Consider the following 24,440-nt stretch of genomic DNA (forward strand, 5'->3'; position numbering starts at 1 on the left):
AGGGACTTCGCTGCTACCCTTTGTCACGTTGCCACCGGTGGTGATGGCGAGGATCTCAGGTCTCGGATTTCAAGTGGTTGTTTATTTTCCGTCTGTGGTGCAGTAACCAGATAGAGATGGGTGCGCCGAGCTTCGCTTGCTTTCAACTGGTATGCTTGCTTGATGATAGCTTGACGCTTCCAGTTGTGTGTTTTTCGATATTTTTGGGCTAGCGGACTTTCACGCGTTCGATCCACCATGCCATTCGGCGGTGCAATCAAGGCCTCATTCCAATTTGGCTCCGGAATTTCCTCTATCAGTCGCTTGTCCTCAAAGACCGGGTCTTGCGCAGAGATGACTCTCGGTAATTCAATTCCCTCCTCCTTTTCAATCAGCTGTACTTTTTTATTTTCTTTTCCTGTCTTTAGGACTGCTTTTAAAGTAACGGAAATGCGCTCCATTATATTCTTCGTTTGTATCCCCATCACGTTCACTGACGTTCTCATTTGTTCATTCCCCCGTCTTCGTGAATTTTTGGTAAAAGTGTTGTACTTACGATTCTATTTATTTTTCGGATAATTACCACTTGAATCGTTCGATCACATTTACCAGTGTTAGACAAATAGATCGTTAATATCAGACGAGGAAGAATAGATGAGGACGAATACTGTCAAGGCATTAGGAATAGGCAAGAAAAAAACATTCCCCTCGTACCGAATTTGCCGATACGAGAAGAATGTTTTGTCATATTTCTTAGTGTTTCTTATTTTGGCGTTTGCGTTCTTGCTCCTGAGCGCGACGCTGTGCACGGTTCTTCGGATCAGCATCCCCGGAGGTCTCCGGATCTGGACGATCAGATGGTCCGGAAGTTTGCAAGTTTTCCGGATCGATACCTTGACCGCGAATGACATCCTGACGCTCCAGGTTTTGGCTGACTTCGGCCTTCATGATATACATAGCGACTTCTTCCTGAACAGCAGCCAGCATACCTTGATACATTTCGTATCCTTCGAACTGGTACTCACGAAGCGGGTCGTTTTGTGCGTAGGCGCGCAGGTGAATCCCTTGACGCAACTGATCCATCGCATCGATGTGATCCATCCACTTGCTGTCGACAGCACGCAGAATGACGACTTTCTCAAACTCGCGAATTGATTCGCCGATTTCTTCTTCACGCTGTTTGTACTGCTTATCGACTTCTGCTTTCAACAGCTCAAGAATTTCTTCTGCTTCCATGCCTTTCAGCATTTTAGCTGTAATCGTTTCTTCATGGAGGAATCCATTATTGGCAGCATCGGCCATTGCTTGCAGATCCCAATCCTCTGGTACCTCTTCTTTTGGACAATGCAGAGACACTGCACGCTCCATTACTGCGTAGATCATATTCAAAGCAACATCGCTGAGATTTTCCTGTTCCAGGATGTCTTTACGCTGTTTGTAGACAACCAAACGCTGCTGGTTCATCACGTCGTCGTACTGGAGAACGCCTTTACGTGCATCGAAGTTCGATCCCTCTACACGCTTCTGCGCGGATTCTACCGCACGAGTAACCAGGCGGCTCTCGATCGGCATATCCTCTTCCATACCCAGGCGATCCATCATATTCATGATATTGTCCGCACCGAAACGACGCATCAGCTCATCTTGCATCGAGAGGAAGAACTGGGATGAACCAGGGTCCCCCTGACGACCGGCACGACCGCGCAGCTGATTGTCAATCCGACGGCTCTCGTGACGTTCTGTACCGATAATATGAAGACCGCCCAGATCCGCAACACCTTCGCCAAGCTGAATGTCCGTACCACGACCCGCCATGTTTGTCGCAATCGTAACCGCTCCGTACACACCTGCACGTGCAACGATTTCGGCCTCGCGCTCATGCTGCTTCGCATTCAATACGTTATGCGGTACACCTTTTTGCTTCAGCATTTGGGACAAGCGCTCCGAGTTTTCGATGGAGATGGTACCTACCAGGATCGGTTGGCCCTTTTTGTGGCGCTCGACAATGTCGTTTACAACCGCACGATATTTGGCTGCCTCTGTTTTGAAAACAAGGTCAGGTGAATCGATACGCTGTACAGGCTTATTCGTTGGAATAACCACAACATCGAGACCGTAAATCTTTTTGAACTCTTCTTCTTCCGTCTTCGCTGTACCTGTCATACCCGCCAGCTTCTCGTACATACGGAAGTAGTTTTGCAAGGTAATGGTCGCCAGTGTCATGCTCTCGCTTTGGACACGCAGACCTTCTTTTGCTTCAATCGCTTGATGCAAGCCATCGCTGTAACGACGTCCAACCATCAGACGGCCGGTGAACTCGTCAACGATGACAACTTCGCCTTCCTGCACGACATAATCGACATCGCGCTTGAACAGCACTTGTGCCTTCAACGCCGCCGTAATGTGGTGGTTCAACGTGATATGTGCCGTATCGTACAGGTTATCAATGTTGAATGCCTGTTCGACCTTGCTCACACCTTCATCTGTGAGGTTGACGATTTTCAGCTTCTCATCGATTGTGAAATCTTTTTCTTCTTCCAGGCGTTTCACAAAATGCGAGCAGATGTAGTACAGCTCTGTCGATTTGTTAGCAGAACCGGAGATGATCAACGGCGTACGTGCTTCGTCAATCAAAATGCTGTCCACCTCGTCGATGATAGCGAAGAATAGCGGACGTTGCACCATTTGTTCCTTGTACAGAACCATATTGTCACGCAGATAATCAAAACCAAACTCGTTGTTCGTACCATACGTAATGTCACACGCGTATGCTTCGCGTTTCTCTTCAGGGCTCAGTCCATTCTTGTTCAAACCGACTGTCAGTCCGAGGAAGTTATACAGCCTACCCATGATGGTCGAGTCACGCTCAGCCAAGTATTCGTTCACGGTAACGACGTGGACGCCTTTGCCCATCAAGGCATTCAGGTATGTCGCCAGTGTCGCAACCAGCGTTTTACCTTCACCCGTCTTCATCTCGGAGATACGGCCTTCCTGAAGAACCATACCACCAATCATCTGGACATCGAAGTGACGCATGCCCAGTACACGGATCGATGCTTCACGTACAACGGCAAATGCTTCATTCAAAATTTTGTCCAGTTCTTCTCCATTTGCCAAGCGCGCCTTAAACTCAGCAGTCTTCTCCCGCAATTGGTCATCGGAGAGTGCCTTAATCGTTGGTTCCAGCGCGTTGATACTTTCTACACGCTTAAACATTTTCTTTACTTCACGTTCATTGCTATCGCCGAATATCTTTTTAACGAGTCCTAACATGAGGACACCCCTTCCATATGCTGCCAAACGAAAATGCACAAGCCGGCATGAGTCCAGATAATAAAAAAGGATACCGATTCTACGAAAATAATACTTTCTAAAAAGATATTTTATCAAATAGAGCATCCTCTACACAAGTAAAGGGAGTTGCCAATAGCAACTCCCTAGTCTTATACGAATGAGAATGTGTAAAGTTTCGTTATTTTGGTTCAATCAATCCGTAACGCCCATCATTGCGGCGATACACCACACTGACGTCATTGGTGTCACTGTTTTGGAAAACGAAGAAGCTGTGTCCCAGCATATCCATTTGCATGACCGCTTCCTGGGCATCCATCGGCTTCAGATCGAAGCGTTTGGTTCGAACGATATCGATGTCTATGTCGATATCATCCTCATCCGGGATCATGACTGCTACTGGCTGACTCTCACGCTGTGCGAGTCTTCCTGTCGAATCCACTCGAAGCTTCCGCATCAGTTTCGTTTTGTGCTTGCGAATCTGACGTTCCAGCTTTTCTACTACCAGATCGATAGCAGCATACATATCTTCGTGCGTTTCCTCCGCTCGGATAATGACCCCACTCAGTGGGATAGTTACCTCGATCGTGCCCTCTCCGCGATGTACATGCATGGTGACTTGTACTTCTGTAGGCTGTGGAGTTTCAAAATATTTTTCCAGACGGCCGACTTTCTTTTCGACATATTCTCTAAGCGCAGCGGTGACTTGAATGTTTTCTCCACGAATGTTAAATTTCATGGTTCCAACCTCCTTCCGTCTATACATACGTATTCGCCACTTCTGTAAATAATCCTTCCACTCAGCTTAAAAAAATCTTTGCAAATCTTTTACAAACCATCAATATCCGACATTATTTTACCAATACTTACTAGATTCCCTATGCTATAATAGGAAAGGTAGTCATCCAATCCTATATCGCGGTCGTACATCGCACTGGAGGAATCCTCATGGCCGAGGTAAAACCTTCCCATTCACTTATCGGAACAACGCTCGCTCAAGACGTATACAATGAGTACGGCCTACTTTTATTACCCGCTGGTGCAATCCTTCATCTTAGTGATATTCGACTGCTAGAGGCTCACCAGGTGGAAGCCGTACACGTTACTACTGGCTTGGAAGCACCCGAAATGCCCTTTCCTCTCCTTCATTGGAGTGAGACAGAGGCTGCAAAGGCCTATATGGTGGCCGTACAAAAAACCGAGTATTTATTTAACCAGCTCGCAAATGGGGATACTCCCCGACTGCAACAATTTAGCGACGCTGTTCATCCTATGCTCGATCAAGTTCTTCATCACATGAGATTTCTGCGCTTCATTTATTTGAATGAAGGAACAGAAAGTTATACGTATCGTCACTCCCTGCATGTAGGTATCGTGGCAGCCTTAATCGGAAAAATCATAGGATTGCCGCAACGTGATGTTCATTTTTTAGGTGTAGCAGGCCTTCTCCATGACATCGGCAAGATGAAAATTCCCGATGAGCTGCTGTCCAAGCCAGAGCGTTTGACAGACGAAGAATATACGATTATGAAAAAGCATACCGTATACGGCTACGAGCTCCTGCGCAAGATGGACGATGCCGACAACTTGCTGGCACAATGCGCTCTGATGCACCACGAACGTTGGGATGGAAGTGGATATCCCCTTGGACGAAAAAAAGATGGCATCCCTTTGGAATGCCAAATCATCAGTGTCGCAGACGTATTTGATGCAATATGCGCAGATCGTGTGTATCGGAAGGGAACCTCTCCCTTTGAAGCCGCGAATGTTCTGTGGGAGTTAGCTTGTTCCGGCAAATTAAATCCGATGATTGTCTCCCGTTTTATCCATTACATTATCTTACTTTACATCGGTTCCCATGCTCTTTTGAGCAATGGCGACCACGTCGAAATCATTATGATTCATACTGATGAGCCTATGCGCCCTCTCGTTCGTAGAGGTAATGATTTTATTGACCTGAGACTGCAGCGTTCCCTAAGCATTCAAAGAATGATCAGTTAAACACGTTGAAAAAACGAATCCCCCTGTCCGATCAAGGAACCAGGGGGATTTTGCTATTGTTTCGTTTATAACTTCACGACGTTCGCCGCTTGTGGACCGCGGTCCCCTTCCACAATGTCGAATTCTACAGCCTGTCCCTCATCTAACGAACGAAACCCTTCCGTCTGAATCGCCGAAAAATGGACGAATACGTCATCACCGTCTTCTCGTTCAATAAATCCAAAACCTTTTTCTGCGTTAAACCATTTTACTTTGCCTTGCATGAAACAGCACAACCCTTTCTTTTGTGAAAATAAAATCAAGCCTAGCTTTCCCCGATTCAGGCGATTCATTCCACACGCTCGCTCATTACCGTGTGGAATATTTTTTCTCAAGTCCTCTCACGACTACACGGGACAAGAACAACGTAAGTACCAGGTAAACCGCCGCCTCCGTTAAATACGGGGGGTAGCGCTCAAATGTACTTTTCGCCACGTTCATAGCTGCGTAGTTTAATTCCGGTGTCGCGATTACTGCCAGAAGGGACGAATCTTTCAAAAGAGCAATAAACTCATTTCCGATTGCGGGCAGCATTCGTGTAAACGCTTGCGGAAGTATAATCTGGCGCATGGCAAGGCCCTTGTTCATGCCAAGTGATCGTGCCGCTTCCATTTGCCCTGGATCAATGGATTGGATGCCAGCCCGAAAGATTTCCGCCATATAGGCAGCCGCGTTGAGCGAAAGCGCCACGAAGCCTGAATAAATCGCTTCCGGGCTGCTCGCTCCCGGATACAGAATACCCCAAATCGACGGAATCACCGCAAAATGAATCAGCAAAATTTGGACTAGCATCGGAGTTCCCCGAAACAGCTCTACGTAAATCGAACATGTCCAACGCAAGATTCGCTTGGAGGACATTTTGCCCAAGCTGATGAACAACCCCAAAAATGTTCCGCAAACCGTAGCCACTGCCGTTAGTAAAATCGTATTAATAATTCCTCGAATAAACAGTTCACGGTAGTCATAGATGACACTCCAATCCAATGGCTAATCCTCCCTTCTTCATGTCAGCAAGCCAAGTTGCGAACAAACGCCGGCTACGTCGTAGGGACGCACCCGGCCATTTTGCTGCCTACTTATTGCCAAAGTACTGGGTGTAAATTTCCTGCAGCTTTCCATTTTCTTTTATTTTTTTCAATCCGTCGTTGATTTTGTTCATCGCATCGGTATTGCCCTTTTTCACGATAATTCCGTAAAATTCCTTTTCAAAGGAATCATCTTTAATCAGCTTAAACTTCTTATCTTTTACTTTATTCACGTAGTAGGACAAGACGCCATTGTCGCCAATCACTGCATCTACTCGACCATTAAAGAAGTCATCGACGGAGGATGGCATGTCGTCATAGCCTTTCAAGCCTTCGTACGTATCTCCAAACGCTTTTTTGACCACTTCTTCACCCGTGGTCGCAGCTTGAACCCCGATCTTCTTGCCTTTCAAATCTGCCAGCTTCGTCACTGGAGAATCTTCCGCTACCAGAATGAGTTGGTTCGCTTCAAAGTATGAGTCCGAAAAATCGTATTTCTCCTTGCGCTTCTCCGTGATCGTGATAGACGAGATTCCAATATCAACCGTCCCTTTGTCCAGTCCATCAAAAAGCGGGTCCCACCCGGTGTTTTTCCACTCGATCTTGAATCCGCCAGCTTCCGCGATCGCGTTCATCACATCGATGTCGTGGCCACTAATCTTGTCAGCCTCAAGCATTTGGAACGGTGGATATGCCGCATCTGTACCGACTACGTACACCTTGTCACCCGAACCACCACTCGCTCCGCCACTACCAGACGTTTGCTGACCACCCGATCCACAGCCTGCGAGGAGTACCCCTACACCGACGACCAACGCGAGCGATTTGAACCAATTTGTCCCGATACGCATTTCGAAATCCCCCTTGTGTCTCTCTATCTGCCCATTTTGTCCCCAGCAATGTCCACATGGAAATTACGGATTTTTTGCGTTCTCCACAGAGTTATCCACATTATCCACATGACCTTGTGCACAAGCTGGGCATAACTATTTTCCTGTATATTCTGCCACTTTAGTAGGAAAGTAAGGGGAACGAATGGGGAAAATAAGTGGGTATAGCAGCAAAAAAACAGGATTCATATATACGGGATATAGTTCTATCCTGCATATAAAAATCCTGCTTTTATCTGAAAATAATGAATTATTCTTTTTCCGCCAAAATCACGATCTCTACCCGACGATTCTTCGCACGATTCTCCGCGTTGGAGTTGTCCACAAGCGGCTTGTATTCGCCCAAGCCTGCCACTGTAAAGCGAGACGCTGGTAAGGAGTGAGCATCCACCATTTCACGCATGACAGAGATCGCGCGCGCCGAGGATAGCTCCCAGTTGGACTGGTAGGAACTGCGCGATATCGGCACATCATCTGTATAACCCTCGATTCGCACCTTGTGCTCAAAGCGCTTCAACACCCCTGCTACCGTCCCGACGACTTGCTTCCCTTGGGCCTGTAGGTCTGCCGAACCACTCGTAAACAAGATCGTTTCCGGCAAACGGATACGCAGGCCTTCTTCGGTCTCCTCGTAGTCGAGATTCAGCTCAGCCAAAGCGGAGGATAGCTGGTTGCGCACCGTCTCCATATCGCGCTCACTCGAGTCAGACAGGCCCATTGGCGGCTTCGGCACGTTTACAGTGTCTTCGGAGCCTTCTTCTTCTTTTTCGCCCTTGAGCTCCTTCTGGCGAGCCTCCAATTGGTACACTTCGCGCTGCAACTCCAGTTTTTGCAGGTTGAGCAGGTCGAGACTCTCATGCACCTGCTCCAAGCTCGCTTTTTCCTTTTGGACCTCTTCTTTTTGTGCCTGAATGCTCTTCGTCTGCGTCGCCGCGATAATAATCACAATCACAAACAACAGCGTAATCAGGTCACTGTAACTGAGCAGCCAGCTTTTCTCTAGCTCTTTTTCGTCGTATAACCGTTCGTCATGCATAGCGGTCCTGCCTTTCAATCGTGCCCTTCATGCTGCCTGCCTCTTTAATCAGCACCAGCTTTTGGTCACCTGGCAAGAATGAGTTCAGCTTTTCAAACAACAAGCGTGGTGTCTCCATGCGCTGGAGACCAATACAACCTTCGATAAAAAGACGCTTTTCAAACATTTCCCGGTCGTACAGATCCATCAGGCGGTAATAGCATGGCAGCGCGAACAGATTCGCCAAGAGCGCGCCATACAGCGTCGCTACGACCGCTGCGCTCAGACTGTGTCCGGTCAGTGCCATGTCAGAGAGCGACTTCAGTACGCCCGTCATCCCCAGAAGCGTACCGACCAGCCCCATCCCCGGCGCCAACAAGCTAATGAGGCGGAAGAAGCCTGCTGACTGTTGGTAGCGATACTGTTCGCCCTTGAGCTCGTTCTCCAGGATTAGGCGCAGCTCTTCTTCGGGAACACCCTCGATCGCCAGCAAGCAGCCGCGTTGGACAAATGAATCGGGTTCTTGCTGGAGTTCCTTTTCGAGCGCGATATATCCTTGTTCCTTCTGGACGAGCGCGTAGTAGTAAAAGCGCTTGATCGTTTCTTCGACGTTACTTTGCCGGCCGTGGATGAGCAGGCGCCAGATTTTTTTCAAGTCGAGATGCTTGCGTTTGACTGCGTAGGACATGACTACGGAGAGCGCGACTAGCTCAATGGCGGTTACGTTGAGGAGGTCCGATAGGGTTCCGTTTAGGTAGACCGCGTGTATGAAGATGAGGAGGACGGCTCCGATTAAGACGAGAGAGCGGCGTTTTGTGGACAAAAGTGATTCACCTTCCTAGTTTTTCAACAAGTTGTTCTTAAAGTATAGCAGATGGTGGAAAAAAGATGAGAGAATAGAGTCATGGTAATAGTGAAGCTTGGTATAAAAAATGTCGATAATGATAAAGAAAGTAATTCTAGCAAAGAGGTGATCATCTGTGAATGCCGTACAATTAAAGCAAGCTGTTACCATTAGTTTGACGAAGCAAGTGCAGGAGACTGCGCAAGCGCAGGCTTCCATCATGTTGGAGGGTTTTGCTAAGACGCAGCAAAATGTTCAAGCGGCTCAGGCTAGTCATCCAACGTCAGGGAAAGTATTGGATATTAAAGCTTAAGCCTCTAGACCGGGTTACTCCGGTCTTTCTTTATATTTAAAAATAGGAGTGTTCATTATGGCAAAGGATTATCAGGTGAATTGGTCTGCGCACCCTAACATCTACAACAATTATAGTGAAAGAACGTTTAATTTTTACTTTTCCGAACCAGAAGCTGGAGTAAATTCAGAAACTGGTTTATTGCTACTAATAGCCGGATTTGGTGGTAACGCTAATTCTAATGTCTATAAGAAAATGCGAAGAGTGTTTGCAGATCAATATAACCTTGTTACTGTACAATGCGATTATTTTGGTCAAGAATTCATGCAGGGTTATCAAACTCTCCAATTTAACCTTTCTCAGCAGGATATGAAGTCAGTGTTTACCCCTGATGAGATTAAAATGATTAATCAAGAAGGTTTTAATCTACCTCAATTTTTAAACATAGCGAGCAAATACAATATCCAAGTAGCTGCGGATGAAAAACTAAATGAAAGCAAGAAAAATTTTAATGATATGGGAATCATGCAAGCCATCGATAACTTAACTGCCGTTTTCTACGTAATCCAAATTTTAAAAGACAATAACCTAAAGTTTAACTCTAAAAAAATTATTACTTATGGGCACTCTCATGGAGCCTATCTAAGCTATTTATGCAATGCATTTGCCCCCAGCCTTTTCAATTTATTAATTGATAACTCATCATGGTTATTCCCTGTTTACTTGAAAAGTGATCGTCATTTATACATTAACATAGGTAATATGCTATTAGACATTTCCTTCAAATACATAGCTTCTACAATCGATTATGATGCAGAAATCCTCCACTTACCTACGCTTTACAAAAAGTTTAATAATCAATGTGAAATTCAATCATTTCATGGTACAACTGATAATTTGATTAGTCATATTAAAAAACAACGCTTTTGCACTTCACTAGCAAACTGTACATACCATGAAATCTCTGATGAAAAGCTGGACGGGACAATCTTTCAATCAACAAATCATGGTTTGGATTCAGATTTTTTAGCTTTATTTGATTATGTTATGAAAAATATGACCTTTGAACAGTCTGATAAATTACACGTAAATCCCACTCATTTAAAAACGCAAACACACAATTATCATTTCGATTACAATTCAGGTATCCCCCTACTCCACTTATAACCAATATACGTTTAAAACGGCTAATGACATTTATTTCTGTCAGCAGCCGTTTTATTCTTCTCTGTGTTTTACTTTTTGCGGTCGAAAAAGGCACCGTAGCCGTTTGGGCCTACTTCGTTGTACGTATTCATTGCGAGCTTGCTGCGTTGGAAGTTGTTTAGTTGTTGCTGGACGCCTTGCATTCTTCCATCTATTAATGGAACAAGACGTTGGTTAATCTCGTACATTTGCTCCAGCTGTTGCTTTTGCATTGCAGATAGAGATTCATTCTCTATACCCATCTGCTGAATTTTAGAAATCACTTCTTCTCGTTCGTCCAATAAGGACAACCATGTACCCGGTTCAAAATCCTTTTCACTTACTACTTTCTCTAAGCGTAATGTTGTTTCTAGCAGACTATTTAGAAGAACATCGACTGTCATTTCCATATACCTTACCCTTGTTTCTTCGCCAAAAGCATGGCTTCTTTCCAAGTGTCTCGGAATTGAATGAACAGGTCTTCTACTTCTATTAGAATGTTAACGTCTTTATGCATGTTCGCCTCAATCGTACGTTGAAGCATATATTCGTAGAGTTTGGCAAATTCCTTGGAAATCTCGTAGTCGCTGTTTAAGGTGGACATGAGCTCATAAAGGATATTCTGAACTTTCAATGAGGCCTCATGAGCTTTTATTACGTCCTTTTCCTCTAAAGCTACCTTTGCCTGTTTAATGAACTTAAGTGCTCCATTGTACAGCATTAGTGTCAAATCAGCAGGAGTAGCCGTTGTTACCTGATTGGACTGGTATGTTTGTGCAGCATTTTGTAACATCTGCATCACTCCCTGTTATTTCTGCCCTAACATTTGTGCAAACCAAGCACCTTGGGATTGCGATTTCGACATAGCCTTTTCCATTGCACTGAATTGCTTCCAGTAACGATCTTCGATCATTTTTAATCGATCTTCCCAGCGATCGATATCTCTATCGGTTTCTGTTAATTTCTTACTTAAGTTACTGTCGTCAAATGCACGTCCTGCTGACCCTGCCTCTTTTGTTACTTTTTCCATTACATCTTTGAGTTTATCATAAAGGCGTTCTGCGACACCCGACTCGTTGTACTTCTTATTTCGATCTATCTTTTCATCACTGTAATTCGTGAACAGTTTGAGAACATCGTCTCCATTCGTTCTAATGGACTCACGAAGCTTGGTCTCGTTTATATAGAGCTTCCCATTTTCCTCGTAAGCATACTTTCCACTAGGAGGACCACCGATCCCAATTTCAGAAAGAGTGTCAAAAGACTTATTAACTCCAGTCCCTTGTAACGTTGTACTAAGTGCACGACGCAATTCGTTTAATCCACTTGTTAAAATAGGATCACGCAAAAGCAATCCACTGCGTGCCATGTTATCCATTTTTTCCGCAGTTTTTTCAGGCAAGGCTTCTTTCTCTTCATCTAATAGCGGCTGGTAGCCCTTGTATTTCGGCTCGGAGATTTTTTTATTCATGGTATCGATAACAGCATTATACTTGTCTACGAAGCCTTTGATCATATTAAAAACTGCATCTTCGTCAGTTTTTGTGTTTACGACTACTGGATTTCCACCATTAGCCTGTTTTAATGTAAAATCGATTCCATCAAATAAAATAGAGTTCGTTTTAGATGTGTATTCTACCCCATTAATTTTAAAAGTAGCAGGAGTTCCTGCTGTTCCAGCAGTTGATGGCGTAGACGTCCCCATATTTAAATTATTGCTCCCAGATGCTTTAACCTCAAACTGCTTTCCATCCTCAGAGGTAAGAACTAATTTATTATTGAAAAAACTAGCTTTAACTCCAGCTTTTGCATTATTAATCTTATTTAAAACACCTTCCATCGTATCTGTTCCCAAAACAGAAATAGGTACTCCTACTCCATCCTTGTTAATCGTAATAGTAAAGTCTGCGCCTCCAATCACACCTTTACTATCAGTTAAACCGGTAGTAAATTCTGCGCTTGGAGGTGATCCTGCTTTGGCTAGATTTAAAACCTCTACTGTGTAGGAAGTAAGAGTAGGCTTACCGACTACCCTAGCAGAAGCAACACTATCGTTTTCTGAAGTTGCCGTCTTTTTGTTAAAACTGCTAGATAAACGTAAGTCTTTAAGAGTATTTTGCAAGTCTGCTAGAATCGTATTCATATCCCGATACGCATCGCGTTTCCACTCAATAGAGGTTTTACTTCGTTGTAATCGGTTTACCGGCTCTTTTTGAGCTTTCATTAGATCTTTGATCATTTTTTCTGTATCCATTCCCGAAGCCATACCACTAATACGAATTCCCATGACGATCCCTCCCTATCTTTTTTCGTCCACTAGTAATCCAATCATCTCATGCATTTTAGCAACCATATCCATGACTTTCTTAGAAGGAATTTCTCGAATTACTTCTTTCGTTTGATCATTCACTACCTGGACATAGTATTCATTAAGTTTTTCATGAAGAGTAAACTTGATATGAGTAGTACTCGATTGCATAAACTTATTTAGATTGTCTACTTCCCGTACCAATTCTTTTGAATTCAGGGTTTTCCCACTGGGTTGCTGTTGTCCGTCAATGTCTTCTTTTCCTTGATTACTGCCATTGACCTTTAGCACCTTATCTGAATAACCAGATACACCGTTCACCGCTACACCTTTGCTATTAATATCCATTTTTCCTCCCCCATTGATCCATTCTCCCTTTAATACCTTTATCGGAAAAACCGGGATAGGGATTTACTTATCTTTCAAGTCAATTTTTCATTTCTTTTAATACCGCTTCGAAAATTACTATGTCCATTTGGTTATCAATATCTATAGAACGCTCTTTGGGCATTACATACCCCACTGTTTCAGGCTCCAAAAAAGACTGAGTTTTTTGCAGCCAGTTGGTATCGGCTATGTACACTGCTCCATTTAAAGAGAATACCGGTGGTGTATCTTGTCTTCTTAAAAATCGCTCTTCTATTTTAATTACTGGTTCAAGCACATCATTATCAGACAAATGATACATCCAATACGGAGTTTTCTCTACCACTGTAATGGAAACACATGAATTTGCTTGTTCTTTTAAACATTTCTCAATACACCCATCAATATCTATCACTTGTCTTAGTGGCGAAGTTGGCTGTAGGAGAACAACGTAGTCATATTTAGGAAGAACTTCTAATGCATGCAATACCGGAGCAATACCCGGAGTGTCATCCATTGCTAATTCTTTCGGACGTAAAAATGGTACTTCCCCCCCCAGTTGACGTGCCACATCGGCAATCTCTTCATCATCTGTTGATACAATCAGTCGATCAATATAAACTGATTTTTTAGCCTCTTCAATCGACCATCCCAATAATGGCTTCCCGCCAACTTCTCTAATATTTTTACGTGGTATCCCTTTTGATCCACCTCTAGCAGGAATCATTGCTAAAACAGATTTTCCCTGAATCATCCAAATACCTCCGCAAACTCAACGTTGGCTCTTTCGAAATCAGCCAGTCGGCCAATATCCATCCAGTATTCACGTATCGGGAAGGCGATTGTTTGACCTTGTTGTTCGCCTAGAACCCCAAAAAGACTAGTCATATCGTAAAACGTATTTTGGGGGATCAGATCAAGCACACTCGGATCCAAAGTATAGATTCCAGCGTTCACAAAAAAACGTTGAACGGGTTTTTCTTCTATTTCTAGCAATTGATGTTTTGCTAACTTCACGACTCCATAAGGAATCTGATGATCATATTCTCTGATGCACATAGTCCCTTTCGCACGGTGTGACGAATGAAAATCCAGCAGATGACTAAAGTTTACTTTTGTCAAAAGATCCCCATTCATTACAAAGAAAGGCAAAGTAGGCTTTTCCGGAATCAGGCTCAGTGCCCCTGCTGTTCCTAGAGACTGCTCTTCTTGTAAATACTTTATTTCAACATTCCAACGACTGCCGTCCCCAAAATGATTTTTTATCATCTCTGCTTTGTAATTTACTGAAATATAAAAACGATGAAACCCTTGTTCTACAAAGCTTAATAAAATCGTTTCTAAAATTGGCTTATTACCCACGTTCAAGAGAGGCTTTGGACAATCATAAGTAAGTGGTTGCAACCTGGTACCTAATCCTCCAGCCATCAGAATGACCCAATTATCTTTCTTAATTGGGCCAATCAACTGATTCAATATTTCTACATGGATAACACGCCCATCTTCGTCCACAACGGGTATCTGATGCAATTGCCTAATTTTCATCAGGGCCAAAATATTCTCTCGAGAGTCATATGGAGATGCTACTGTTGGATAAGCATTCATTATTGTCGATACTTGGTCATGCAACTGTCTGCCTTTTAACAATCCTCGCCGAATATCCCCATCTGTTACAGTACCAAGCAACTTTTGATTCTCATCAACAATTAAGGCTAACTGTCTCGCTCCAGCATCAATTATCTCTAATACTTCTAGAATAGGGGTCGTAGGCTTAGCTAATATACTAGTCCAATCCTTCATAGATGCTTCACACCTTTCATCAAGGAGCTTACTTTTTCTCTCCAATAATGACCCATTCCTTTACTGCCTTTTTTACATCCATGTATTCTCTACTAAGCAATTGCACTTCTTGTATTGAAAAATCGCTGACTAATTCCTCAATATCCTCATATTTTGCAAATCGGATGTATCCCTTTCCCAGCAACGGGCCTTCGTCTACAATGTAAGCATCATACCCCAAATGCTCACCTGTCTCATCTCCCCAACTTCCTTTGGCAATTGTACGGGAATATAGCTTTCCTTGTTTTTTTGCTACACGAGCCATTTCGCTATATATTAAAATTGAGTTTTCATGTGAATTGCATGTAACTGCGCCATTATCTATTACTGCATCAAAATACTCGTCGGGGAAAGGTAACGTACCGATATCACCTACGAAGAGCTGCCCTTTCCAATTTGGACATTCTGAATCTAACCGAATTTGTGCCTGTTCAATAGCAGTGTGAGAACCATCTATACCGTACACCTGAAATCCTTCATTAGCCATATACCAGAGATTAGCGCCCGGACCACAACCTACTTCTAATATCTTTATATCTTTGCGGGACTCTGACTTGTAAAAATTTCGAGCAACAAAACGAATTAAATCCTCTCCTGGGTATTTTCCCCATGCTTGCTGGCGAAAAACCTCTTCCCATACTGGATCCCATGTCATTAGTATTCATTCCCTCTATCAAATTAATGAAACGTTACTTCTCTCCAACGATAACCCATTCTTTCACTATTTTGTTTTCTTGTAAGTATTCTCTACTCAGCAATTGTATTTCTTGTATAGTAAAGTGTTTAATAAGTTCTGGGATATCATTATAATTGGTGAAGCGTGCAAAACCTTTCCCTAGCAAAGGTCCTTCTCCTACTAGATATGTATCATAACCTACCTTCTCACCCGTCTCGTCTCCCCAACTTCCTTTTGCGAATGTACGAGAGAAAAGCTTCCCATTCTGCTTTGTAACACGAGCCATTTCCGAGTAAATAAGTGCTGCGTTTTCAAATGTATTACAAGACAATGCTTCACTATCAATCACTGCATCAAATGTTTCATCGGGAAAAGGAAGTTTATTAATATCGCCAACTACTAACTCTCCTGTCCATTCAGGGCATTCAGAGTCTAGGCGAATCTTAGCCTGTTCTATTGCCGTTTTGGAACCATCCACTCCATATATCGTAAAGCCTTCTCTTGCCATGTACCAAAGATTGGCCCCTGGTCCACAACCAACCTCCAGAATTTTTACTTCCGGTCGTGATTTAGCGTTATAAAAATTACGGGCGATAAACCTAATAAGGTCTTCCCCTGGATACTTTCCCCATGCTTGTTGACGAAAAACCTCTTCCCATACTGGATCCCAAGACATTTAGACTCCCCCCGTTACGATCGGTAAAACAAAATACGGCTTGAGACTGCACCATTTCTTATAAGCCAATCGGCTTTCATCTTGTCATATATTTCAGGTTGATGAATGATTTTTCCAATTTTATAGTTCCCACGTTGATTTGAAAAACCTGATTTAAAAAAGAACAGTGGATTGTCGATCTGATTATTCGTCCCTCCACCCAAATGCAATTGCTTATATCCCAATTGTTTCCCGAGTAATGCAGCTTCGTGGATAATCAAAGGGGTTGCAGCCAACTCTTTACCCAAGTCAGTTGCAGCAGATAAATGATATTCCATCATACTACTGTTGTGATAGAAAAACACAGTGGCAACTACTCTTTCCTCTTGTTTGCATAGAGCGAAGTGGACATCCTTTACAGTTTTCCAAGCTTCAAAGTAGGATTCTGGAAAATAATAAAAATCATCTGCTTGTAAGCTATTCATTACCTCTTTGTAAACCGCAGGGAAATGGGTAAAGAACTCCTCGTAAGTAACCCAATGTACTACTAGTTCATTTTTTATAGCTTTTCGAATCTTTCTTTTTGCACGAGTTTGATATTCATTAAACAGATTTTCATTAGTTAAATCTATCCATACAGTTTCCCTATCATAGATCACTTCACCTTGATAATAGCGCCAGTTCTCCAAAATCGGATGAAACCTTACAAATTCGGCGACTATTTGTTTCTCATGGACCCACTCCGAGTAAGCATTCCATGCACACTGTAAAAAAAGGGGGTCTTCAGTGGTGGAGATTGGCCCGCCATAGCCATATGGAGTCTGAACATCATAATAATTAGAATCAGGAATTGGAGATTTATGAAAAGAGTGATAGTATATTTCTCCATTCGCTTCATATACAAAAAAAGTGGGCTCTAAGTCTTTTTCACGTTTCGCATCTATCACAACATAATCTGGAGCCTGTGAAGGGCATTTCAGAGAACTTTCTATCCTATTAAAGATCGCTTTTGCTTGTTCAAACTCGACTTGCATAATTAGTAATGACCTCATCTTCTTGGTAGTCTTTGTCAGCCTTTACCCCTAACATATCCCAAAAACACATCGGTGAGATGCCATTACCTGGACGCTTGCTAGTCAGGTTTTCGATAGTAAATATCTCACCAGCTGCTATATTTTTTGAAGCTACCAGACTCTTCCTAGCAATATCCTTATTTTTCAGCTCTGATGAGGCGGGGGTTTTAATTGGAGAACCAATAGCCATTTCTACTTGTCGAATCGATCTTACCATGTCTATTAATTCCTTTGGATTCAGAGAGGCTTTGTGATCTGGACCTGGTAGGGTTTTATCTAATGTAAAATGCTTCTCAATTATCTTTGCACCACGAGCAACTGCTGCTATCGAGACTGCTATTCCTTCCGTATGGTCGGATAAGCCAACATTGAGACCAAATGCTTGTTTCATTGTGTCTATAGCTTGAAGGTTCACATCTTCATATGGGGTTGGATATTCAGTAGTGCAGTGCAGCAAAGATACTTTTGATCGAAGAAGCTCTTGCCCCTCTCTGCTGTAAAATGCATTTTGAAACATTTTTCTTGAAGGCTTTACATCAACTGCAGTATATCCAAAAGCGAGAACACCAAGTGCCTGTTCAATTTCGGCCAGTGTAGCCATGCCTGTAGATAAAATTACAGGTAGACCTGATTGAGCAACCATTAGCATTAAAGGAGCATTTGTAATCTCGCCTGACGGAATTTTTATCAATTCTACTTTGATTTGGTTAACCAATAAATCAACGCTATCCAAATCAAAAGGTGTAGATAAAAACTTTATTTTTTGTTGATTACAATACTCTTGAAGCTCGTAATGTGCCTCAGTATCAAGTTCTAGCTTGCGTACCATCTCTAGCTGAGATTCATTGGAGCCTGTGGTTTGCTTTTGATAATCTGCCTTCTCAGCAAATTTACTTATTACTTTATTTGCTTTAAACGTCTGAAATTTGACAGCATCTACTTCCGCTTCAACTGCTACATCAATGAGCCTTTTAGCCATCTCGATAGAGCCGTTATGGTTCACCCCAGCCTCAGCAATAATAAAAGTTTTTTTCATCAGACTACAGAACCTCCTTTAATATCATGAAAGCTTCCGCCTGTACAGAATTCTAATGGCTCCAACGATTCAAAATCGGAACTACTTTCAGTGTTCCACTCTTAGGTCAAAGAATGATTTCATTAAAGAATCTTTATAATCTACGCTTTTTAAAATCTCTAGTATTTTTAATGAAACATACTCTTCGCCATAAGGGGATCGTAATTTTTGTAATTTTTGTTGAAAATCGTTTGAAATCCCCCACTGAATCGCATTAATTATTGAGCTCCTCTGCTCTTCACAATCAATGATAGAGTCTGTCCGAAAACGTCCGCGTTGACGACTTCCTAAATTGATCGTTGCCTTTTTAAAAGATGGGACTTCAATTATTCCACTTGATGAATTTCCGATCACAAGGTCCACATGTTGAATTGCACTTAGATAACGTAGTTGTCCTAATGAAGTAAAGGAGGTACTTCTGCTTTGATTACCGGAAACATATTCATCTATCATTTTAGAAATAATTCGTCCATCTGTATCAGAATTAGGTTTTGTAAATATTATTTTTGCATTCGGAAAATGATCAAGGGCAGCAAATAATTCAACCATAGTCTCTTCGGGACCAATCCTGTCTAAAGTGACCGGATGATAGGTAACAAGAAAATTTAGTTCTCCCAAAGTGAAATCAATACTATTCTCAAATTCTGTTTTGGTAAGCAGTTTCATTTTCCGAATATTATCTAATCCAATTGCACCTACATTAAAAACTCGTTCTGGATGTTCGCCTAATTGAATCACTCTTTTGCGATAAGAGTCAGTTGAAACAAAATGATAGTGAGCCATCTTTGTAATAGAATGTCGGATAGCCTCATCTATAACTCCTTCAGTAATTTCCCCACCATATAGATGGGCAATAGGAATTCTTGCAATCATTGCAGCTTGAGTAGCTGCCATTGTTTCAAATCGGTCTCCTAAGACGACAACAATATCTGGTTTAAGACGATCAAAAGCAGAAGCAAAGCCAATGGTTCCTAATCCAAGCGATGTTGCAATACCAACCGGAGTGTCACTCGATAACAACATTTCTATTTTCTCATGAATAGTAAAGCCATCTTGTTCAATTAATTTATACGTTAGGCCAAACTCTGGCGAAAGATGCATTCCTGTAACAGCGATTTGCAGCTCAAAACTTTCATCACTTTCAATTTCCTTCATGAGCCAATATAAAAGGCCATATTCGGCACGCGTTCCCGTAACAACACAAATTTTACGTCTATTCATGATTTCCCCCAAGAAATGGACTACTTGGTACGTTAATTATTTTTCTTTCTAAACGTTCAGCAATTGAAAGATCCATTTTAGGACAATTCTCATACATTGCTAACCGATGCATCAAAGTCCACACTGGTCTTGTCATAAACCCCTGCTCATTTGTAAAGTTTAAAACATTATCCCGAGCATCCATATATCTATCGTCAAGAATAATAGTTTGTAACCAGTAATTACTTTCCGCAAATGAAGGTTCAATAAACAGTCTTACCCCATCTATTTTGGATAAAGCTGCTTGATACATGTCCGCTAACGACCGTTTGTTCCGAATAAACTGAGGTAACCTCTCTAATTGTGCACAACCTAAAGCCGCATTAATATTCGGTAGGCGGTAGTTAAATCCCACTTGATCGTGCAAAAAAGCCCACGTGTGTTTGACTTTCGCAGTTGTCGTTATATGCTTAGCTAATCTCGCTAATTCATCATCATTTGTTAAAATTGCTCCACCGCCACCGGTAGTTACAATTTTATTGCCGTTAAAGCTGAGGGTCGATAATTTCCCCCAGTTTCCCGTATGTTTGCCTTTATAGTATGACCCTAACGATTCAGCCGCATCTTCTATCAGATCAATATGGTATCGTTGGCAAACTTCAAGCAAGGGATCCAAATCAACTGGATGACCAAATGTATGCATGGGAATAGCTGCTTTAATCCGTTGACCAGAAAACTTGTTATAGCAGAATCCGTCACGCACTTCAGCAATTTCCTGTAAATATTGCTGGAGTTTTATCGGATCCATACCAAGTGTTAGTTCTGAGCTATCTACAAAGTGAGGAACTGCACCACAATAAGATACGGCATTGGCAGTTGCAATAAAGGTTAAGGTAGGCACTAGCACCTCATCACCCTGTTCTACGCCGGTTAGCATAAGACTTATATGCAATGCAGCTGTTCCATTCACTACTGCTACGGCATGCTTAACTCCCGTGTAATCCCTTAGCATATCCTCGAATTGATCTACATACTTCCCTACAGAAGATACCCATCCTGTATCGAGACAATCCTTCACATAAGTCCATTCATTCCCTTGAAAAGACGGTTCATGCAAGGCAATGAAATCATTGTCTATAGCTACGACACTCTTAAGTTGATTAACCAGTGTTTGGATATCCACGTAATTTTTCATAGATTATATAAACCTGCTTTGTATTGTTTTAGATTATCGGGATTGCAGAACCATTCAATTGTTTGAGACAAACCTCTCCTCAAGCCATCTACGCCAGCATATGTTGGTTCCCATCCTAATAATTCTTTTGCTTTCGTATTATCTGCCCAAAGTCGTTCTACCTCACTCTTTACAGGGCGGATCCGTTGATCATCAGAAAATATCTCAATTTTACTTCCCATTAGTTCCGCAATCATCTCTACAGTTTGTCCGATCGATACTTCATAGTTACTTCCAATATTAATAACTTCTCCAATTGATTTATCTGATTGAGCTACAGCCAAGAAACCTCGAACTGTGTCTTCCACATAATTAAAATCACGAGTTGGATGAAGAGAGCCTAATCGAATAGATTGTTGTCCGTTCGCGATTTGTGTGATGATTGTAGGGATTACCGCTCGTGCCGACTGTCTAGGACCGTATGTATTAAAGGGCCTTATTATTGACACAGGCAATCCAAACGAGCTATAGTACGCGATTGCCATCTGATCTGCACCAATTTTGCTCGCTGAATACGGCGATTGCCCTTGAAGTGGGTGTTCTTCTGTAATTGGTACGAACTGCGCCGTTCCATAAACTTCACTCGTAGAAGTATGAACAACTTTTGAAACCCCTAATTCCTTTGCTGCCTGCAAAATGTTAAGGGTTCCTTTCACATTTGTATCGACATAAGTATCTGGAGAGTGATATGAATACGGAATGGCGATCAATGCAGCTAAGTGATACACTGTATCGCAATCTTTCATTGCCTGCTTTATTCCGTGTGGATCACGAATATCGCCAGCGAAAACATCTAATTCACTTGCTATTTCATTTGGTGAATGGTCAAGCCATCCCCAAGAATTGAAGGAGTTATAATTAACGAATGCTTTCACATCATATCCTAAGCGAACCAACCGTTCAGTTAAGTGAGATCCTATGAATCCATCTGCACCTGTAACCAGTATCTTTTTTCCCCTTGTGGTCATTGTTTTCTCCCCAAACTATTCAACTCTCTGCATATGTTCAGTCATATTTTCAGAAGTAGACTCAAGTAGCTTTTTCACGCTTTCTAAATCAGCCCGGCAAGAAGAAAGATAAGTACTAAATTCACTAATAACTCTTTCTGCTTTCGCAATTTGGTCCCTCGTAAACCGAAGCTCTTGAAACATTTTCAGGATAGTCTCAAAGTGATTTGTGTTCATCGACTGAATAAGTAGCAAGTACACTTTATTATCTTGTAGCTTATCAAATAATCGGTCAAATTCTGTAAATAATCTCCCAAGTCTTTTTAAATTTTTTGAGCTTGATGCTTGTCTCATTTCTTCCAAAATATTCTCAAATGAATCGTACATGTTTTCTAGCTTCAATTGCTGCTCCAAAATCGACTCAAATTGCTTTTCAAAGAAACCACGATCATAGCTAGTTTCCTTCTTTGTTATCCAGTTTTGATTTACAATCTGCTTCTTCGTTAAACGTTCAGCAATTACATGTTCTAAAGATAGGTAGCTTGTACCCGCGATTTTGGCTCCGCCTTTTGTCGTGTTAATTACCTCTAAATCATGGTATTGGTTAACATAAAACTCCATTTCCTTTCTAAATACCTCAAATCCTCTGTTCGTATATATATCGTTGTCTTCTACGTCTTTGACAACTATTGCATCTTTCTTTTGCAGTTCACTTATTTCCCCGTAATATTCAATTCCCTTTGAGTACCAACGGTCTTTTGAATATGCAAGATTTTGCCCTACTAACACAACCATATCGAAACCCAATTTATATAATAACTGTAAAGTTATGATTGCGATCGACTTTGAGTTATCAACGTAATCTAATTTTTTGCCGTCTTCTCTTTTCAATAGTAGTGGAGCAAGAACATCTCTCGCGACTAAGAAATTTAAAAGTGGCCCAGGATATTTACGAATTGTCTCATATCCGACAATACTTCCATAGATTAAAGGTACATTAGTTATCCCAAGTTCCACTACCTTTTTAAAAACAAGGTGATTTTCGCGGCTTCCATCGTAAGTACAAGCAGCATCAGGCAAAATATTATTTTCTATTAACGAATTAATAGAAGAACCCACCGAAAAAATATAAGCTAATCCGTTGTCCTTAATGTAACGTAGGTTTTCATACTCATAATCAAGGGATGGACCAGCTGCAACTAGTATGGCTGGTTTTCCCTTAAAATCTTGTGGCAATTCATGCAGTATATTCGGTGTTTTAAATGTTGTAGGCAGATTGATTATGCTATTAATTGGAATCCATTTTTCATAAAACATATTTGCTGCTATTCCTGCACGCTTATTGAAAACTTTATCACGAAATTCTTCGATAAACTGTATCGTTTGTTCTTTAAAAATTCGCTCGTAACTAGGAAGAATCACAAAAATAACTTCTTCGTTTACAGAGTTAATAAAGTTTTGAAGGTGTTGAGAGAGACTTGATATATCTTCTCCTACAAATATATTCTTTGTATGTTTATTGGCTATATCCGATATTTTCTTGTGTGACAAAAGTCCATAAAAAACCTCGAGGTTCGGTTCATAAATACTAAAAGATACTTCAGGATTTCTGCGAATAAATTCTTCAACGTGATATCCCAATCCAATCCCATAGAAGAAAACATGTTTTCCTGCATAACTTTCGTTCTGGCTCAGAATTTTTTCGGCTTCTACGTCCGGATTGTATTTACTGTGAAGGTAGTTCCATCCCGTCTCAGTCTTTACTACAATCGTAAGTTTTTCATTTTTTGTTGTTTCAACACGGATATTCTCATGCCGGATGTGTTCTTCCCTATCTTTTATATACTGCCAAGTAGTCGGGCAAAATTTTCTTAGGAAAGTAATATTATCAATTAACAACATTATCTAATACCTCATTACTGTTTATTTCGCCAATGTTAGCGGATATTCCCTCGAATTTCGGCAGTATTTCATAGAGAATGATGTCGCCTATTAGAACAACATCCTGCTGTTCTACAGCTTCCTCAAGACTTCTTAACTCATCTGTAAAATCTAAGGCTTCTGCTGCAAAATTTAATAATTCTGGCTGCAACGCTTGATTTTGAATAAACAGAGAGGTCTGCTGGAACCATTGCAATCCCTCTAACATTTCGCCAAATGCCAACCATGTATCAGTTGTCGCTCCCTGATAAAATTGTTCAGACAGACTTTTTACTTGTGGAATTGCTCTATTCACGTATTCTTCAGTAGATAGCATTATTTCGTTAACTAGTTTACTTGAGTTCGTTGTATAGACAACTACTGTTTCGACATCCGATAAATTTTCATTTAAGTAACTCTCGAAATCCGAAAACACTTCTACACCATTAACTGTAAGATGACTTACGAGAAGGTCATTGTCTTTTATTTTAGCGCTAATAACTTGTAGAAGTTGCATCATGGCTGAACTTGTATTTTCAAAAATATATTCCTCGTCTAAAATAGACAATCGCATATTGTACGCCTC

Annotated in this window: 26 protein-coding genes; 3 read left to right on the forward strand and 23 right to left on the reverse strand. The window is 41.8% G+C overall.

Annotated elements, in window-relative coordinates; translation table 11 throughout:
* Window positions 1-23 precede the first annotated feature (23 nt).
* The 3 genes from ACKKE8_RS28840 to hpf all read right to left on the reverse strand — a co-directional run bounded on the left by ACKKE8_RS28840 (window position 24) and on the right by hpf (window position 4,009).
* Window positions 24-485 carry a hypothetical protein gene (locus ACKKE8_RS28840; RefSeq protein WP_409176019.1) on the reverse strand — a complete coding sequence of 154 codons (462 nt, stop codon included), beginning with the start codon at window positions 483-485 and terminating at the stop codon, window positions 24-26.
* 247 nt (window positions 486-732) lie between these two features.
* Window positions 733-3,252 (reverse strand): preprotein translocase subunit SecA, encoded by a 2,520-nt coding sequence (gene secA / locus ACKKE8_RS28845; RefSeq protein ID WP_409176020.1) that lies wholly within the window; start codon window positions 3,250-3,252, stop codon window positions 733-735.
* A gap of 199 nt (window positions 3,253-3,451) precedes the next feature.
* Window positions 3,452-4,009, reverse strand: coding sequence for a ribosome hibernation-promoting factor, HPF/YfiA family (gene hpf / locus ACKKE8_RS28850; RefSeq protein WP_409176021.1), 558 nt, complete (start codon window positions 4,007-4,009; stop codon window positions 3,452-3,454).
* Window positions 4,010-4,218: 209 nt separating this feature from the next.
* On the opposite strand from hpf, the gene ACKKE8_RS28855 reads away from it, so the two are divergent.
* Window positions 4,219-5,271, forward strand: a complete 1,053-nt coding sequence (locus tag ACKKE8_RS28855) for an HD-GYP domain-containing protein (RefSeq protein ID WP_409176022.1) — start codon at window positions 4,219-4,221, stop codon at window positions 5,269-5,271.
* A gap of 65 nt (window positions 5,272-5,336) precedes the next feature.
* Here ACKKE8_RS28855 and ACKKE8_RS28860 read toward each other — a convergent pair whose 3' ends face one another.
* From ACKKE8_RS28860 to ACKKE8_RS28880, 5 genes are all read right to left on the reverse strand, one after another.
* A complete protein-coding gene (locus tag ACKKE8_RS28860) occupies window positions 5,337-5,534 on the reverse strand; it encodes a cold shock domain-containing protein (protein WP_409176023.1) in 198 nt (65 codons plus the stop codon).
* A gap of 85 nt (window positions 5,535-5,619) precedes the next feature.
* Entirely contained in the window at window positions 5,620-6,294 is a 675-nt protein-coding gene (locus ACKKE8_RS28865) for an amino acid ABC transporter permease (RefSeq protein WP_047069746.1), read from the reverse strand.
* 88 nt (window positions 6,295-6,382) lie between these two features.
* The gene (locus tag ACKKE8_RS28870) at window positions 6,383-7,186 is read right to left on the reverse strand and encodes a basic amino acid ABC transporter substrate-binding protein (protein WP_069850833.1); all 804 of its coding nucleotides are present in this window, start codon (window positions 7,184-7,186) and stop codon (window positions 6,383-6,385) included.
* 289 nt (window positions 7,187-7,475) lie between these two features.
* Window positions 7,476-8,261, reverse strand: a complete 786-nt coding sequence (locus ACKKE8_RS28875; RefSeq protein WP_409176024.1) for an OmpA family protein — start codon at window positions 8,259-8,261, stop codon at window positions 7,476-7,478.
* A complete protein-coding gene (locus ACKKE8_RS28880; RefSeq protein WP_409176025.1) occupies window positions 8,254-9,063 on the reverse strand; it encodes a motility protein A in 810 nt (269 codons plus the stop codon). Before ACKKE8_RS28880 ends, ACKKE8_RS28875 begins: the two co-directional genes overlap by 8 nt.
* 157 nt (window positions 9,064-9,220) lie before the next feature.
* On the opposite strand from ACKKE8_RS28880, the gene ACKKE8_RS28885 reads away from it, so the two are divergent.
* Together ACKKE8_RS28885 and ACKKE8_RS28890 are read left to right on the forward strand one after the other, a co-directional pair.
* The gene (locus ACKKE8_RS28885) at window positions 9,221-9,397 is read left to right on the forward strand and encodes a hypothetical protein (protein ID WP_409176026.1); all 177 of its coding nucleotides are present in this window, start codon (window positions 9,221-9,223) and stop codon (window positions 9,395-9,397) included.
* A 57-nt stretch (window positions 9,398-9,454) separates the two neighbouring features.
* Window positions 9,455-10,543 carry a DUF2920 family protein gene (locus ACKKE8_RS28890; protein ID WP_409176027.1) on the forward strand — a complete coding sequence of 363 codons (1,089 nt, stop codon included), beginning with the start codon at window positions 9,455-9,457 and terminating at the stop codon, window positions 10,541-10,543.
* Window positions 10,544-10,611: 68 nt separating this feature from the next.
* On the opposite strand, the gene ACKKE8_RS28895 is transcribed toward ACKKE8_RS28890, so the two are convergent.
* The 15 genes from ACKKE8_RS28895 to ACKKE8_RS28965 form a co-directional block, all read right to left on the reverse strand.
* Window positions 10,612-10,971 (reverse strand): flagellar protein FliT, encoded by a 360-nt coding sequence (locus ACKKE8_RS28895; RefSeq protein WP_409176028.1) that lies wholly within the window; start codon window positions 10,969-10,971, stop codon window positions 10,612-10,614.
* A gap of 5 nt (window positions 10,972-10,976) precedes the next feature.
* On the reverse strand, window positions 10,977-11,354 hold the full coding sequence (gene fliS, locus ACKKE8_RS28900; protein ID WP_017252268.1) for a flagellar export chaperone FliS: 378 nt from the start codon (window positions 11,352-11,354) through the stop codon (window positions 10,977-10,979).
* 15 nt (window positions 11,355-11,369) lie between these two features.
* Window positions 11,370-12,848, reverse strand: coding sequence for a flagellar filament capping protein FliD (gene fliD / locus ACKKE8_RS28905; protein WP_409176029.1), 1,479 nt, complete (start codon window positions 12,846-12,848; stop codon window positions 11,370-11,372).
* 12 nt (window positions 12,849-12,860) lie between these two features.
* The gene (gene flaG / locus ACKKE8_RS28910) at window positions 12,861-13,217 is read right to left on the reverse strand and encodes a flagellar protein FlaG (RefSeq protein ID WP_017252270.1); all 357 of its coding nucleotides are present in this window, start codon (window positions 13,215-13,217) and stop codon (window positions 12,861-12,863) included.
* A 79-nt stretch (window positions 13,218-13,296) separates the two neighbouring features.
* A complete protein-coding gene (locus ACKKE8_RS28915) occupies window positions 13,297-13,989 on the reverse strand; it encodes a cytidylyltransferase domain-containing protein (protein WP_409176030.1) in 693 nt (230 codons plus the stop codon).
* Window positions 13,986-15,035, reverse strand: a complete 1,050-nt coding sequence (locus tag ACKKE8_RS28920) for a nucleotidyltransferase family protein (protein ID WP_409176031.1) — start codon at window positions 15,033-15,035, stop codon at window positions 13,986-13,988. The genes ACKKE8_RS28915 and ACKKE8_RS28920 overlap by 4 nt, the downstream gene beginning before the upstream one ends.
* Window positions 15,036-15,063: 28 nt before the next feature.
* On the reverse strand, window positions 15,064-15,729 hold the full coding sequence (locus tag ACKKE8_RS28925) for a class I SAM-dependent methyltransferase (protein ID WP_409176032.1): 666 nt from the start codon (window positions 15,727-15,729) through the stop codon (window positions 15,064-15,066).
* 34 nt (window positions 15,730-15,763) lie between these two features.
* Window positions 15,764-16,426 (reverse strand): class I SAM-dependent methyltransferase, encoded by a 663-nt coding sequence (locus ACKKE8_RS28930; RefSeq protein WP_409176033.1) that lies wholly within the window; start codon window positions 16,424-16,426, stop codon window positions 15,764-15,766.
* A 14-nt stretch (window positions 16,427-16,440) separates the two neighbouring features.
* Window positions 16,441-17,439: a hypothetical protein gene (locus ACKKE8_RS28935; protein ID WP_409176034.1), complete on the reverse strand. Its 999-nt coding sequence runs from the start codon at window positions 17,437-17,439 to the stop codon at window positions 16,441-16,443.
* Window positions 17,423-18,514, reverse strand: coding sequence for an N-acetylneuraminate synthase (neuB, locus tag ACKKE8_RS28940; protein ID WP_409176035.1), 1,092 nt, complete (start codon window positions 18,512-18,514; stop codon window positions 17,423-17,425). Before neuB ends, ACKKE8_RS28935 begins: the two co-directional genes overlap by 17 nt.
* An 87-nt stretch (window positions 18,515-18,601) precedes the next feature.
* A complete protein-coding gene (gene neuC / locus ACKKE8_RS28945) occupies window positions 18,602-19,774 on the reverse strand; it encodes a UDP-N-acetylglucosamine 2-epimerase (RefSeq protein ID WP_409176036.1) in 1,173 nt (390 codons plus the stop codon).
* Window positions 19,767-20,948 carry a LegC family aminotransferase gene (locus tag ACKKE8_RS28950; RefSeq protein ID WP_271755614.1) on the reverse strand — a complete coding sequence of 394 codons (1,182 nt, stop codon included), beginning with the start codon at window positions 20,946-20,948 and terminating at the stop codon, window positions 19,767-19,769. Before ACKKE8_RS28950 ends, neuC begins: the two co-directional genes overlap by 8 nt.
* The gene (locus tag ACKKE8_RS28955) at window positions 20,945-21,955 is read right to left on the reverse strand and encodes an NAD-dependent 4,6-dehydratase LegB (RefSeq protein ID WP_409176037.1); all 1,011 of its coding nucleotides are present in this window, start codon (window positions 21,953-21,955) and stop codon (window positions 20,945-20,947) included. The genes ACKKE8_RS28950 and ACKKE8_RS28955 overlap by 4 nt, the downstream gene beginning before the upstream one ends.
* Before the next feature lie 15 nt (window positions 21,956-21,970).
* Complete coding sequence (locus ACKKE8_RS28960) at window positions 21,971-23,836, reverse strand: motility associated factor glycosyltransferase family protein (protein WP_409176038.1); 1,866 nt, start codon at window positions 23,834-23,836, stop codon at window positions 21,971-21,973.
* Entirely contained in the window at window positions 23,823-24,428 is a 606-nt protein-coding gene (locus tag ACKKE8_RS28965; protein ID WP_409176039.1) for a hypothetical protein, read from the reverse strand. The genes ACKKE8_RS28960 and ACKKE8_RS28965 overlap by 14 nt, the downstream gene beginning before the upstream one ends.
* Window positions 24,429-24,440: the final 12 nt, after the last annotated feature.

This window comes from Brevibacillus fortis (assembly GCF_046196545.1).
Taxonomy (GTDB): Bacteria; Bacillota; Bacilli; order Brevibacillales; family Brevibacillaceae; genus Brevibacillus; species Brevibacillus fortis_A.